Here is a 14,015-nt window from a genome sequence, read left to right on the forward strand (position 1 = left end):
CATGCGCCGGCCCCTGCTGCTTGGCCTGCTGGCCGCCGCCCTGGCCGGGCCGGCCCTGGCCGCGCCCGGCTGCCCCGCCATACCGCCGCGCAACCCCGCGCCGCGGGAGGCACGGGCGGAGAACCTCGACATTCCCGATTGGCGCGGGCGCGTGGCGCAGCTCGACCAGCAGCTCGCCCGGGTGAACCGCAATGCCGCGAACCTCGTTTTCCTGGGCGATTCCCTGACCCAGGCCTGGGAGCCCACGATGTTCGCCCAGTTCTTCGGGCATCGGCGCGCGCTCAACCTCGGCGTCTCGGGTGATTTCACCCAAGGGCTGCTCTGGCGGCTGCAGGCGGGGCAATGGGGCACTATGCGCCCGGCGCTGGTGGTGCTGCTGATCGGCACGAACAACGCCCAGGCCGGCGGCACGCCCGAGGACATCGCGCTGGGCATCGCGGAGATCATCCGCTTCATCCATGGCCGATCGCCGGGCACGCGGATCCTGCTGCTCGGCCTGCTGCCGCGGGGTGCGGATGCGACCGACCCGGTGCGCCAGGTGAACCAGCGGGTGAACCAGCTGATCCAGCGCTGCGCCGATGGCAGGGCGACGATCTACCAGGATGTGGGCGGGCTGATGGTCTCGGCCGATGGCCGGCTCTCGGACCAGGTGGCCTTCGACCGCCTGCACCTGACCATGGTGGGCTACGCCATCCTGGGCGCGGCCATCGCGCCGACCGTTCAGGCGGTGCTGGGGAACAACTGAAGGAAGGCCTCGGCGGCGCGCTCGATCGCGGCCGGGCCATGATGGGCGAAGGCATCGGCGCGCGCCGCCTGGGCCATGGCCGTGAGGCGCGGCGCATCGGCGAGCAGCGCCTCGACCTCCGGCACCAGCGTCTCGGGCGTCACCAGCAGCCCGGTCTCGCCATGGCGGACTCCGGCCGGGATGACATGGGCGTAGGCCACGACGGGCAGGCCACAGGCCATGGCTTCGACGATGGCGCGCGGCAGGCCCTCCTGCAGCGCGGGATGCACCATCAGGCGCGAGCGGCGCAGCCAGGTGTAGACATCCTCCGGCCGCCGTGCCCCGGCGAAGCGTGCGCGCGGCGCGGCCTGGGCGCGCACCTGCTCCAGCAGCGGGCCGCCGCCCAGGAACAGCACGCGATGGCGCTTGGTGAAGGGCAGCAGCGCCACCTGGTTCTTCCGGGCATCGGCGAAGCTGCCGACATTGACGATGGGGAAGTCGGGCGCGGTGGGCGGGCCCTCACCCACCAGGGCCGGGTCGAAGTATTTGGGCAGGATCAGGCAGCGCCCGGCGGCGTGCTGGGCGGCGAAATCGCCCTCGACCTGGCCCTGGTGCTCGGCCAGCGCCACGCAGGCCCCCGCCACGACCGGGTCGCGCGTCAGCCCCCCGGCGATCACCCCATGCGGGCAGCCCAGCGCCGAGACCAGGAAGGCGTTCAGCGCATAGCCCAGCCCCTTCATCAGCAGCAGGTCCGGCGCGAAGTCGCGGATCGCCGCCGCCAGCGCGGCCGAGGTGCGTGCCATGTGCGGCAGGGAAGCGTCGTCGGCCGGACGGAAGCTGGCGGGCACGCGGCCCTCGAGAAGATCGACATCCTCGCTCACATCATCGCGATGGATGCGAAACAGCCGCACGGCGACGCCGCGCGCGGCCAGCGCCGCCAGCCAATGCAGCTCCCGGCGCGCACCTTCCATCCGCCGGTCGGCGTGGCTCATCACCAAAGCGAGTCGCATGGCCACAGCTTGACGCCTCTGGCCCGCGGCGCGAAGGCAGGGCGAGGTCGCTCGGGAAAGGGTCGCGCCATGCTCCGTATCAGTATCGCCGGCATCGCCGGGCGCATGGGCCAGTTGCTGGTGGAGGAGACCCGCGCCGCCGGCTTCGCGCTGGCCGGCGGCACGCTGCGCCCGGGCTCGACCCGGCAAGGCCCGCCCGGCGTGCCCGTGCTGCCCGATGCCGCCGCGCTCTTCGCCGCCAGCGAGGTGGTGATCGACTTCACCCATGCCGCCAACGCCGCCGCCCATGCCGGGCTCTCGGCCCGCACCGGCGTGCCGCTGGTGCTGGGCTCCTCCGGCCTTTCGGCAGCGCAGGAGGCGGCGGTGGGTGAGGCCGCGCGGCACAGCGCCATCGTCTTCGCGGCGAATTTCGCGCCCGGGGTGAACATCGTGCTGGCCATCGCCGAGCGGCTCGCCGCCGCCCTGCCCGGCGCCGGCTACGACGCCGAGATCGTCGAGATGCACCACCGGCAGAAGGTGGACGCGCCCTCGGGCACCGCCATCGCGCTCGGCCGGGCGGTGGCGCGGGGGCGGGGGCAGACCATGGAGGAGGCCGGCATCGAGAGCGGCCGCGACGGCCACACCGGGCCGCGCGGCACCGGCACCATCGGCTTCGCCGCCCTGCGCGGTGGGCAGGTGGTGGGCGAACACACGCTGCTTTTCGCGGGCGCCACCGAACACATCGCGCTGACCCATCGCAGCTTCGACCGCCGCGCCTATGCCACCGGCGCGGTCCGCGCGGCGGCCTGGCTGCGCGGCCGGCCAGCGGGGCTTTATGACATGATGGATGTACTGGGCATGCGATGATGGCGCGCTTCACCCGCCTGTTTCACGCCACTGACCGCGAGGCCCTGCCGGGGATCGCGCGGCTCGGGCTGCTGCCAGCGTCGAAGCTGGCAGCGCTGGCGCAACGAGACTTGCGGGCAAACCGCGATCACTGGGTGGACCTGATGCTTGATGGGCGAAAGCTGGCGAGCCTGCGGCGGCAAGGCATGCGTGACCACGCGCTCGCGAGCCGGCTGGTGCCGGGCCTCACACCTGCTGGCTGGCGCGAATTCCTCAACGGCATGGTTTTCCTGTTCGTGACTGAGGCCAAGGCCCGCAACTTCGCCAAGGCGGAATCGGGACGCGACCAGGTGGTCATCGCCTGGGACCGCGCTGCGCTTGAGCAATCGGGCTGCGATTTGCTCGGCTGCCGTTTCAACAACGGCTACATCGATCGCGCGCCGGCAGAGAAGCGGCGGCTGCGCGGACCGGCCGACTACCTGCCGCTGGCAGGCTGGACAGGCACGGCGCCATGCGAGGTGGCGATACCGGGCGGTATCCCCCCGGGGCTGGCCTTCAGCCCTCTGCCTTGACCTCGCCATACGGCGCTGCAATACGCCCCCGTCCCGGATCCGCCGGGGCAGCAAAGCCAGGCCGGGGCAAACCGGCCCTCCGCGACAAGAGGCCGAACCACGCCATGCGCGATACGGGCGAGTATCTGTTCACGTCGGAGAGCGTCTCCGAGGGCCATCCCGACAAGGTGGCTGACCGCATTTCCGACACCGTGCTCGATGCCTATCTTTCGGCCGATCCCTATTCCCGCGTTGCCTGCGAGACGCTGGTGACGACGAACCGCGTGGTGCTCGCGGGCGAGACGCGCGGCCCCGGCAGCGTGACGCCTGAACTGCTCATGCACCTCACGCGCATGGCGATCCACGACATCGGCTATGAGCAGGATGGCTTCCATTGGCAGAACGCCGACATCGCCTGCCACCTGCATGCCCAGTCCGCGCATATCGCGCAGGGCGTGGATGCCGCCGGCAACAAGGATGAAGGCGCCGGCGACCAGGGCATCATGTTCGGCTATGCCTGCCGCGAGACGCCCGAGCTGATGCCCGCGCCGCTCTACTACGCGCACCTGATCCTGCGCCGCATCTCCGAGATGCGCCGCGCGGGCGATGTCGGCGTGGCCGGGCTGCTGCCCGACGCCAAGTCGCAGGTCACGCTGCGCTATGTGGACGGCAAGCCGGTGGGGGCGACCTCGGTCGTCGTCTCGACCCAGCATGTCGAGGGCCTGGAGCAGGCCGAGATCAAGCGCCTGCTGCGCCCGATCGTCGAGACCAGCCTGCCGAAGGGCTGGATGTGCCCCGACAACGAGTTCTACGTGAACCCGACGGGCAAGTTCGTGATCGGCGGCCCCGATGGCGATTGCGGCCTGACCGGGCGCAAGATCATCGTCGACACCTATGGCGGCGCCGCACCGCATGGCGGCGGTGCCTTCAGCGGCAAGGACCCGACCAAGGTCGACCGTTCCGCCGCCTATGCCGCGCGCTACGTGGCGAAGAACGTCGTCGCCTCGGGCCTGGCCGACAAGTGCACGATCCAGGTCAGCTACGCGATCGGCGTCTCCAAGCCGCTCTCGGTCTATTTCGACCTGCACGGCACGGGCAAGGACGTGGACGAGACCAAGCTCGCCAAGGTGATGGACGGGCTGGTGAACCTCTCGCCGCGCGGCATCCGCGAGCACCTGCACCTGAACCGCCCGATCTATGCGGTGACCTCCGCCTACGGCCATTTCGGCCGCACCCCGGATGCCGAGAAGGGCACCTTCACCTGGGAGCGGACGGACCTCGCCGATGAGATCCGCCGCGCCTTTGGTCGTTAGCCCTCAGACGCCGGGCACGCGCTCCGCGCGCTTGGCTTTCGCGCCGACGCGCGGTCGCACCCGGCCAGGCTGAGGGCCTGTGCGCGGGCGCGCGCCGCGCGCCGAAGAGTTCAGGGGGGCGGCGGGCGCAGGCCTGCCGCCCTTTTTCGTTGAAAGAGCGCCCCATGACCGCCGACCGCCCCCCCCTCGCCGAGGGCGTGCCCGACCGGATGTATGGCCGCCGCCGGGGCCACCCGCTGCGGCCGCGCCAGCAGAAGCTGCTGGACGAAACCCTGCCGCGCCTGCGCCTCACGCGCGCGCAGGCCGCGGACCCGCGCGCCGCCTTCGCGCTGCCGGGCGCACCGCTCTGGCTCGAGATCGGCTTCGGCGGGGGCGAGCACGCGCTCGACCAGATCGCGGCGCATCCGGAGGTCGCCTACATCGCCTCGGAGGTCTTCGAGAACGGGCTGTGCTCGCTGCTGACGCGCCTCGTGGCCGAGGGGGAGGAAGCCACGGGCGCCCTGCCTGCCCATCTGCGCCTCTGGCCGGAGGATGCGCGGCACCTGGTGCAGGCCCTGCCGGCGGGCGCGCTCGACCGGCTGTTCCTGATGTTTCCCGATCCCTGGCCCAAGGCGCGCCACGCCAAGCGGCGCTTCGTGCACCCGGAATTGCTGCCGCTGGTCGCCCGCGCGCTGCGGCCGGGCGGCGAATGGCGGATCGCCAGCGACCACCCGGTCTATCAGGCCTGGGTCGATGAGGTGTTCCGCAACCAGCCCTTCTTCGCCCTGGCCGAGCACCACACCACCCGCCCCGCCGACTGGCCCGGGACGCGCTACGAGGCCAAGGCCTTCCGTGAGGGCCGGCAGCCGCGCTACTGGATCTTCCAGCGCCGCATGGCAGGGGGCGAGGCGCTTGCTTCGGCTTGATGAGCAGCCTATATAGCGCTCAGAGATTGCTTTCCGGCGTTGCGGAGGGTGGCCCCTGAAAAGGGCCGCCTTTTTTGTTGGCCGCGGCCCGGAAGCCAGGACGAGACCGCGATTCCGCCATGACCGAGACCACCCCGCCCGAGGACCAGGACCTGCCCCGCCATGAGGGGCTGGAGGCGCGCATCGCCACCGCCATCCTGCCCAGCCTCGGCCAGATGGGTTACGAACTCGTACGCGTGCAGGTCTCGGGCAAGGAACGCCCGGTGGTGCAGATCATGGCCGACCGTGCCGACCAGCGCGCCTTCCGCGTCGAGGATTGCGAAGCCATCAGCCACGCCATCGGCGCGGTGCTGGACGTGGAGGATCCGATCCGCGGCGAATGGACGCTGGAAGTCTCCTCCGCCGGCATCGACCGCCCGCTGACGCGCGCCAAGGATTGGAACCGCTACGCCGGCCACCTCGCCACGGTGGAGCTGATGGTGCCGCAGGACGGGCGCAAGCGCTTCCGCGGCATCGCGCTGGGCTGCGACGCCGACACGGCGCGGCTGCGGCTCGAGGACGGCACCGACATCACCCTGCCGCGCGGCAATATCCGCCGCGCCAAGCTGGTGCTCACCGACGAATTGATTGCCGCCACGGCGGCGCTCACCACCCCCCCGGATGCGGAGGACGCCGAAGGCGATCCGGACGAGGCCGGGGACCAGACCGCGAAGAAGGGGAACTAGCTTCATGGCGATGGATGTTGCGATCGCACGCCCGGAACTTCTGCAGGTCGCGGAGGCCGTGGCGCGGGAGAAGATGATCGAGCGCGACGAGGTGCTCGAGGCGATGGAACAGGCCATCCAGAAGGCCGGCCGCGCCAAGTATGGCCATGAGAAGGACATCCGCGCGGTCATCGACCGCAAGACCGGCGAGGTCCGTCTCTCCCGCTGGACCGAGGTGGTCGCCGCCGAGCCCGTGGAGAACGAGGCCACGCAGCTCAGCCACCGTATCGCGGTGAAGATCAAGCCGGGCATCCAGGTGGGCGAGTTCATCGTGGACCCGCTGCCGCCGATCGATTTCGGCCGCATCGCCGCGCAGACGGCGAAGCAGGTGATCGTCCAGCGCGTGCGCGAGGTCGAGCGTTCCAAGCAGTACCACGAATACAAGGACCGCGTCGGCGAGATCATCAACGGCGTGGTGAAGCGCACCGAATACGGCAACCTCATGGTCGAGCTCGGCAAGGCCGAGGCCCTGCTGCGCCGCGACGAGACCATCCCGCGCGAGGCCTTCAAGAACGGTGACCGCGTGCGCGCCTACATCTACGACGTGCGCGAGGAACCGCGCGGGCCGCAGATCTTCCTCTCCCGCACGCATCCGGGCTTCCTGGCCAAGCTCTTCGCGCAGGAAGTGCCCGAGATCTACGACGGCATCATCGAGATCAAGGCCGTGGCCCGCGACCCCGGCTCGCGCGCCAAGATGGCGGTGATCTCGCGCGACAGCTCGATCGATCCCGTGGGCGCCTGCGTCGGCATGCGCGGCTCGCGCGTGCAGGCGGTTGTGCAGGAACTGCAGGGCGAGAAGATCGACATCATCCCCTGGTCGCAGGACCAGGCGACCTTCATCGTCAACGCGCTCGCCCCGGCCGAGGTCACGAAGGTGGTGCTCGACGACGATGCGCGGCGCGTCGAGGTCGTGGTGCCCGATGACCAGCTCTCGCTCGCCATCGGCCGGCGCGGGCAGAATGTGCGACTCGCCTCGCAGCTCACGCGCTACGACGTGGACATCCTGACCGAGGCCGAGGAATCCGAGCGCCGGCAGGAGGATTTCCGCAAGCGCAGCGGCCTCTTCGTCGAGGGCCTGGACGTGGACGACGTGATCGCCGGCCTGCTGGTGACCGAGGGCTTCGGCTCGATCGAGGACATCATCAACGTCGATGACGAGGAACTCGCCGCGATCGAGGGCTTCGACGAGAACGTCGCCGCCGAACTCAAGCGCCGCGCCCAGGCCTTCCTCGACAAGCGCGAGGGCGAGGCGGATGAGAAGCGCCGGGAACTCGGCGTCGAGGATGCGGTGGGCGAGGTCGGCGGCTTCTCCGCCGCCATGCTCGTCGCCCTCGGCGAGAAGGGCGTGAAGACGCTGGACGATCTGGCGGACCTCGCCGGCGACGAGCTGGTCGAGATCCTCGGCAGCGAGGCGCTGGACGAGGAGACGGCGAATGCCGTCATCCTGGCCGCACGCCAGTCCGCCGGCTGGTTCGGCGATGAGGACGTGGTCGGCGCCCATGCCGCCGCGCAAGGCTATGCCGAGGACTCGGCCGAAGACGGCGAGTCGCCGGTCGAGGACGGTTCTGAAGGTGAGGACCGCCCTGCCTGACGAGCCCCCCGATCTGGCGCCGGAGGAGATCGCGGCCGACGACGCGGAACGGGGCCCGCAGCGGCGCTGCATGGTCACGCGTGAGCGGGGCGACAAGGCGCTGATGCTGCGCTTCGTCGTCGCACCGGATGGTCAGATCGTCCCCGATCTCGCGGCGCGTCTGCCGGGCCGGGGAATGTGGTTGAGCGCACGGGCCGATGTGTTAGAACGGGCCGGGAAACGCGGGGCCTTTGCCAAGGCCACGCGTGGTTCGGCTTTCGTGCCTCCCGACCTTCGGCAGCGGATCGAGCATGGCCTGGTGCAGCGCATCGGCGATCTCATCGGCTTCGCCCGCAGGGCCGGCCAGGCGGTGAGTGGGTTCCAGGTGGTGCGCGAATGGCTGCAGGCCGATCGCGTCGGCCTGGTGGTTCAGGCCTCGGACGGCAGCGCTGCGGAGCGCGCGCGGTTGGTGGGGCTGCGGCGCCTTCCGGTGGTGGCCCCCTTGACGGCGGCCCAGCTCGGGGCGCTTTTCGGCCGCGACAGCGCGGTCCATATCGCCATCGCCCCCGGGCGGCTGGCGGAAAGCATCGCGGCGGAAGCCGCGCGACTGGCGGGCGTCTCGACGCCGCCCGCAACAAGTGGCGACCCCGCCCCGGATGACAGCCGGGACGGGCATAACTGAACTTTCCGCCCTGGCGCGTCCCCTGCGCCGCGGCAGAGCAAGAAATGGGTGCCGCGGTTTCCCCGCGGCGAAACATGACGGACGATAGATCGGGTTCGGATCGGCGGATGAGCGACCAGAACGACCAGGATGCAGGCAAGGGCCGGCTCTCTCTTCGGCCAGGTGGGCGCCTGGAGTTGGGCAAGACGGTGGATGCGGGCAGCGTCCGCCAATCCTTCAGCCATGGCCGCAGCAAGGTCGTGCAGGTGGAGGTCCTGAAGAAGCGCGCGCCGACGGCGGCACCGGCCAAGCCGGGCACGCCCGCCGTGGCGGCGCCCGCGGTCATCGCACGGCCCGGCGCGCCCGCGCCGAAGCCGGGCGGCGCCAGCCCCGCCGGCAAGCCGCCCGCCGCCGCGGGCCGCCCGCTGACGCAGGCGGAACTCGCCACGCGCCAGCGCGTGCTGGAAGAGCAGCGCCGCGCCCAGGCGCTGCGTGAGCGTGAGGAGCGGGAGCGCCAGGCGCTGCAGCTTCGCTCCGCCGCCGAGGAAGCCGCGCGCCGGGCCGAAGAGGAACGCCGCCGCGCCGAGGAAGAGGCCGCCGAGGCCGCGGAAGCGGCACGCCGCGCCCGCGAAGAGGCACGACGCGCCCCGCCGGCGCCGGAGCCCGACCAGGTGGCCCCGCCCCCCCCCGTCGCGGCGACGCCGCCCGCCGCTGCGCCGGTCACGGCCAGCGCCGCCCCCCCCGCCGCGCCCCAGGCGCCGGCCGCCGCGCCGCCGCCGCGCCGCGAGACCACCTCCTTCATCCCGCCGGCGCGCGAGCAGGCGCCGCGGGGCGATTACCCGCCGCGTCGGGACGGGGCGATCCCGCCGCGCCGCGACGGCGCGCCACCCCGTGGCGACTACGCCCCGCGCGGCGACTCGCCGCGTGGCGATGGCCCGCGGCCTGGCTTCGGCCCCCGCCCGGGTCAGCCCGCCGGCATGCGCCCGGTGGCGCCGCCGCTGCGCAGTGGCCGCCCCGGCCCGGTGCCGACCGGCATCGGCCCCCGTCGCCCGGCGGGTGGCCCGCCCGGTGGTGGGGGTGCGGCCATCGTCATCCCGCCGCCCGACGCGCCGCCCGCGGCCAAGCTCAGCCTCAAGCCGCGCACGCCGCGCGACGACGATGAGGACGCACCCCGCGGCGCCCCCCGCCGCCCGATGGGCGCGCCGGGCGGGGCCAAGAAGGCCGTCCTGCCGCCGGCCAAGAAGACGCTGGTGCCGACCGACCGCAAGCGCGAGGGCCGCATCGACGTCAACGCCGCGATCGAGGGCGAGGATGAGCGCACGCGCTCCATCGCCTCCGTCCGCCGTGCCCGCGAACGCGAGCGGCGGCAGCAGGAGCTTGCCCGGCTGCGCTCCGGCACGGAGCGCGTGGTGCGCGACGTGGTGGTGCCGGAGAGCATCACCGTCTCCGAACTCGCCAACCGCATGGCCGCGCGCGGCGCGGATGTGGTGAAGGCGCTGTTCCGCATGGGCGTGATGGCGACGCTGACGCAATCCATCGACGCCGACACGGCCGAGCTGGTGGTGCAGGAATTCGGCCATCGCGTCCGCCGCGTGGCGGAAGGCGATGTCGAGATCGGGCTGGAGGGTGAGGTCGATGACGATGTCGACCTGGCGCCGCGCGCCCCGGTCGTCACCATCATGGGCCATGTCGACCACGGCAAGACCAGCCTGCTGGACGCGCTGCGCAAGGCCGATGTGGCGGCGCACGAAGCCGGCGGCATCACCCAGCATATCGGCGCCTACCAGGTGACGATCCCCTCGGGCGAGAAGGTGACCTTCATCGACACGCCGGGCCACGCCGCCTTCACCGCCATGCGCGCCCGCGGCGCCAGCGTGACGGACATGGTGGTGCTGGTGGTGGCGGCCGATGACGGCGTGATGCCCCAGACCATTGAAGCGATCAGCCACGCCAAGGCGGCCGAGGTGCCGATCATCGTTGCCATCAACAAGATCGACAAGCCGGGCGTGCGCCCCGAGCGCGTGAAGCAGGAATTGCTGCAGCACGAGATCGTGGTCGAAAGCCTGGGCGGCGAGACGCAGGAGATCGAGGTCTCCGCCACCCAGAAGCTGAACCTCGACAAGCTGCTCGAGGCCATCACGCTGCAGGCCGAGATCCTCGACCTGCGCGCCAACCCCGACCGCGCCGCGGAAGGCACCGTGATCGAGAGCAAGCTCGACCGCGGCCGCGGCCCGGTGGCGACCGTGCTGGTGCAGAAGGGCACGCTCAGGCAGGGCGACATCGTCGTCGCCGGCGCCGAGTGGGGCCGCGTGCGCGCCATGCTCGACGACAAGGGCCGCCAGTTGAAGGAGGCCCCGCCCTCCCTGCCGGTGGAGATCCTGGGCCTGTCGGGCGTGCCCACGGCCGGCGAGAACTTCATCGCCGTGAAGGATGAGGCGCAGGCGCGCGAGATCAGCGAGTTCCGCCAGCGCAAGCTGCGCGAGAAGCAGGTCGCCGCGATCGGCGCAGGGCGCGGCAGCCTCACCGACATGCTCGCGCGCATCCAGGCGGGCGAGCAGAAGGAAGTGGCCGTCGTCTGCAAGGCCGATGTGCAGGGCAGCGCCGAGGCCATCGGTGTCACGCTCGGCAAGCTCGGCAATGACGAGGTGCGGGTGCGCATCCTGCATTCCGGCGTCGGCCAGATCACCGAAAGCGACATCCAGCTCGCCAAGGCGACCAACGCCGTCATCGTCGCCTTCAACGTGCGCGCCACCACCCAGGCGCGCGAGATGGCGAACCGCGACGGGGTCGAGATCCGCTACTACTCGATCATCTACGAGGTCGCCGACGACATCGAGAAGCTGGTCCTGGGCAAGCTCGCCCCGGTGCAGCGCGAGAAGTTCCTGGGCTACGCGCAGATCCTGCAGGTCTTCGAGGTCAAGCGCATCGGCAACGTCGCCGGCTGCCGCGTGACCGAGGGCGTGGTGAAGCGCGGCTGCGGCGTGCGCCTGCTGCGCGACGGCGTGGTCATCCACCAGGGCGAGCTCAGCACGCTGCGTCGCTTCAAGGATGACGTGAAGGAAGTGACCAACGGCTACGAATGCGGCATGTCCTTCGCCAACTACAACGACATCCGCGTGGGCGACCAGATCGAGTGCTACGAGACCGAGACGGTCGCCGGCACCCTGTGACCGCGTGAAGCGGTCATAGGGTACATCTTGAGCCCTCAGACGCCAGGCGCGCGCGCCGCGCGCTTGGCTGCGCGGCATTGGCCGCGGGCCGCATTCGCGGCCTCGGCCGCCTTCGGCGGCCGCTGCTGCCTTTTGCGATGAAGGAGCCGCATCATGGCCCGCAGGAACGACAAGCCCGAGCGCGACCCGCACGCCGCACCGCGCGCCAAGCCCCAGAAGGTGCGCGCCGGCGAGGCCCCCAGCCAGCGCATGCTGCGCGTGGCAGAGGAGGTGCGACACGCGCTGTCGGCCATCTTCATGCGCGAGGAATTCCACGACCCCGCCCTCGCCCGGCTGCATGTCACGGTGACGGAGGTCCGCGCCTCACCCGACCTCAAGCACATGACCGCCTTCGTCAGCGGCCTGGGCAAGGATCTGACGCCCGAGCAGTTCGCCGGGCTGCGCCGCGTCACCCCCTTCCTGCGCGCGCAGGTCTCCAAGGCGGTCAGGCTGAAATTCGCGCCCGACCTGCATTTCCAGCCGGACACCGCGCTCGACTACGCCATGCACATCAGCAAGGTCATGCAACGGCCCGAGGTTCTCCAGGATCTCGTGCCGCCCGCCAAAGCCCAGGATTCCGAAGAACCGTGAACGCGCCCAACCGTCACCGCCACCAACGCAAGAAGCCCAAGGGCAGGCCGCTCGATGGCTGGCTGATCGTGGACAAGCCCTCGGGCATCGGCTCGACCGACGTGGTCAACAAGGTCAAGCGCGCTTTCGAGGCGCAGAAGGCGGGCCATGGCGGCACGCTCGACCCGCTGGCCACGGGGCTGCTGCCGATCGCCTTCGGGGCGGCGACCAAGACCGTTCCCTATGTGATGGATGGCACCAAGACCTATCACTTCACGCTGAAATTCGGCGAGGCGCGCGATACGGACGACGCCGACGGCGCGGTGGTCGCGACCTCCGACATCCGCCCCACCGATGCGCAGATCGAGGCCGCGCTGCCGGCCTTCCGCGGCGACATCATGCAGGTGCCGCCCGCCTATTCCGCCATCAAGATCGGCGGCGAGCGCGCCTATGACCTGGCGCGCGAAGGCCAGGCGGTGGAGATCGCGCCGCGCCCCGCGCGCATCGACCGCTTCGACCTGATCGCCCGGCCCGACGCCGATACCGCGACCTTCCATGTCGAGTCCGGCAAGGGCGTGTACATGCGCTCGCTGGCGCGCGACATCGCGCGTGCCTGCGGCACGGTGGGGCACATCACCGCGCTGCGGCGCCTGCGCGTGGGGCCTTTCCACGAAATCCATGCGATTCCCCTGGACAGGCTGCTCGGAACAGGCGATACGCCGCCCCCTTCCCCGGACCTCCTTCTTCCGGTGACGACCGCGCTGGCCGACATCCCGGCACTGGCCGTCTCCGAGGAGGAAGCCATGCGGCTCACCCAGGGCCAGGCGCTGAGCCTGGTGGATCTGATGGGCCGCATTCCGGACGCGGCAGACCCCAATGGGGGCCTGATCCGCGCCATGGCGGGGGAGCGCCTGCTCGGTCTCTGCCGGCTCGCGGAGGGATGGATGCAGCCCGAAAGGCTGATCCAGCTCGGTCGTGGCGACGGGGATGGAGGGGTGTTTTATGAACCCCCAATCGGAGAATGATGATGTCGAATGAAGCCGATCGCCGCGCGGCGATCATCAAGGAATTCGCCACCAAGCCGGGCGATACGGGCAGCCCCGAGGTGCAGGTCGCGCTGATCAGCGACCGGATCACGCACCTGACCGGCCACCTGAAGGCGCATCCCAAGGATTTCCACAGCCGGCGCGGCCTGCTGGTGCTGGTCGGCCAGCGCCGTGGCCTGCTCGACTATGTGAAGCGCAAGGACCAGAAGCGCTACGAGAGCCTGATCGGGCGCCTGGGTATTCGTCGCTGAAAGCGACGAACACCCAGGATTTCCTGCGCCCTCAGGCGCCGGGCGCGGCCATCCGGCCGCTTGGCTGCGCGCCTACGCGCTGTCACACCGGTGATTGAGGTTGCCCCGTGCGCGGGGCCGCATTCGCGGCCCGGAGAGCCGGGTCGGTCCCTATCTGGTCCCGGTGCTGCCGAACCCACCCGCCCCGCGCGTGGTTTCAGGCAGCACGGTGACCTCGCGCCAGGTGGCGCGGACCACCGGGGCCAGCACGGCCTGCGCGATGCGCATGCCGCGCTCGATGGTGAAGGGCTCGCTGCCCGCATTCATCACGATGACCTGCAACTCACCGCGATAATCCTCATCCACCGTGCCCGGCGTGTTGGGCATGGTGATGCCGTGCTTGAGCGCGAGGCCCGAACGCGGGCGCACCTGCAATTCATGATCGGCCGGCAACGCGACGCAGAGCCCCGTGGGCACCAGGGCGCGCCCGCCCGGCGGGATCGTCAGCGGCGCCGAGACGGCGGCGAGCAGATCCATCCCCGCCGCCCCCGGGGTGGCATAGGCAGGCAAGGGCAGGCCTTCGGCATGGGGCAGGCGGGTAACAAGAATTTCCGGCATTTTGGTGGGCGGCATCGAT

General features: G+C 71.1%; 14 protein-coding genes. 12 read left to right on the plus strand and 2 right to left on the minus strand.

What is annotated here, in order from left to right:
• The first annotated feature begins 1 nt into the window (after nucleotide 1).
• Complete coding sequence (locus tag AC2D9U_RS17475) at nucleotides 2–745, plus strand: GDSL-type esterase/lipase family protein (protein WP_484751433.1); 744 nt, start codon at nucleotides 2–4, stop codon at nucleotides 743–745.
• Here AC2D9U_RS17475 and AC2D9U_RS17480 read toward each other — a convergent pair.
• A complete protein-coding gene (locus AC2D9U_RS17480) occupies nucleotides 721–1,734 on the minus strand; it encodes a glycosyltransferase (protein WP_484751434.1) in 1,014 nt (337 codons plus the stop codon). The genes AC2D9U_RS17475 and AC2D9U_RS17480 overlap by 25 nt on opposite strands.
• A gap of 69 nt (nucleotides 1,735–1,803) precedes the next feature.
• Here AC2D9U_RS17480 and dapB point away from each other — a divergent pair, with 69 nt between their 5' ends.
• The 11 genes from dapB (at nucleotide 1,804) to rpsO (ending at nucleotide 13,399) form a co-directional block, all read left to right on the plus strand.
• Nucleotides 1,804–2,580 (plus strand): 4-hydroxy-tetrahydrodipicolinate reductase, encoded by a 777-nt coding sequence (dapB, locus tag AC2D9U_RS17485; RefSeq protein WP_484751436.1) that lies wholly within the window; start codon nucleotides 1,804–1,806, stop codon nucleotides 2,578–2,580.
• A complete protein-coding gene (locus tag AC2D9U_RS17490) occupies nucleotides 2,580–3,131 on the plus strand; it encodes a DUF7002 family protein (RefSeq protein ID WP_484751438.1) in 552 nt (183 codons plus the stop codon). Before dapB ends, AC2D9U_RS17490 begins: the two co-directional genes overlap by 1 nt.
• Nucleotides 3,132–3,235: 104 nt before the next feature.
• Nucleotides 3,236–4,423, plus strand: coding sequence for a methionine adenosyltransferase (gene metK, locus AC2D9U_RS17495; RefSeq protein WP_484751439.1), 1,188 nt, complete (start codon nucleotides 3,236–3,238; stop codon nucleotides 4,421–4,423).
• Between the two features lie 164 nt (nucleotides 4,424–4,587).
• Entirely contained in the window at nucleotides 4,588–5,328 is a 741-nt protein-coding gene (gene trmB / locus AC2D9U_RS17500; protein ID WP_484751441.1) for a tRNA (guanine(46)-N(7))-methyltransferase TrmB, read from the plus strand.
• Nucleotides 5,329–5,447: 119 nt separating this feature from the next.
• Nucleotides 5,448–6,053 carry a ribosome maturation factor RimP gene (rimP, locus tag AC2D9U_RS17505; protein WP_484751443.1) on the plus strand — a complete coding sequence of 202 codons (606 nt, stop codon included), beginning with the start codon at nucleotides 5,448–5,450 and terminating at the stop codon, nucleotides 6,051–6,053.
• Nucleotides 6,054–6,063: 10 nt separating this feature from the next.
• The gene (nusA, locus tag AC2D9U_RS17510; RefSeq protein WP_484751688.1) at nucleotides 6,064–7,683 is read left to right on the plus strand and encodes a transcription termination factor NusA; all 1,620 of its coding nucleotides are present in this window, start codon (nucleotides 6,064–6,066) and stop codon (nucleotides 7,681–7,683) included.
• Nucleotides 7,664–8,344 (plus strand): RNA-binding protein, encoded by a 681-nt coding sequence (locus AC2D9U_RS17515; RefSeq protein ID WP_484751445.1) that lies wholly within the window; start codon nucleotides 7,664–7,666, stop codon nucleotides 8,342–8,344. The genes nusA and AC2D9U_RS17515 overlap by 20 nt, the downstream gene beginning before the upstream one ends.
• A 107-nt stretch (nucleotides 8,345–8,451) precedes the next feature.
• Nucleotides 8,452–11,493 carry a translation initiation factor IF-2 gene (gene infB, locus AC2D9U_RS17520; protein WP_484751447.1) on the plus strand — a complete coding sequence of 1,014 codons (3,042 nt, stop codon included), beginning with the start codon at nucleotides 8,452–8,454 and terminating at the stop codon, nucleotides 11,491–11,493.
• A 249-nt stretch (nucleotides 11,494–11,742) separates the two neighbouring features.
• On the plus strand, nucleotides 11,743–12,123 hold the full coding sequence (rbfA, locus tag AC2D9U_RS17525; RefSeq protein WP_484751689.1) for a 30S ribosome-binding factor RbfA: 381 nt from the start codon (nucleotides 11,743–11,745) through the stop codon (nucleotides 12,121–12,123).
• Nucleotides 12,120–13,127 (plus strand): tRNA pseudouridine(55) synthase TruB, encoded by a 1,008-nt coding sequence (gene truB, locus AC2D9U_RS17530; RefSeq protein WP_484751449.1) that lies wholly within the window; start codon nucleotides 12,120–12,122, stop codon nucleotides 13,125–13,127. The genes rbfA and truB overlap by 4 nt, the downstream gene beginning before the upstream one ends.
• Nucleotides 13,128–13,129: 2 nt before the next feature.
• Complete coding sequence (gene rpsO / locus AC2D9U_RS17535; protein ID WP_484751451.1) at nucleotides 13,130–13,399, plus strand: 30S ribosomal protein S15; 270 nt, start codon at nucleotides 13,130–13,132, stop codon at nucleotides 13,397–13,399.
• Nucleotides 13,400–13,549: 150 nt separating this feature from the next.
• Here rpsO and dut read toward each other — a convergent pair whose 3' ends face one another.
• Nucleotides 13,550–14,011, minus strand: coding sequence for a dUTP diphosphatase (dut, locus tag AC2D9U_RS17540; RefSeq protein WP_484751454.1), 462 nt, complete (start codon nucleotides 14,009–14,011; stop codon nucleotides 13,550–13,552).
• Nucleotides 14,012–14,015 lie beyond the last annotated feature (4 nt).

Source organism: Roseomonas sp. TF40 (assembly GCF_057219975.1).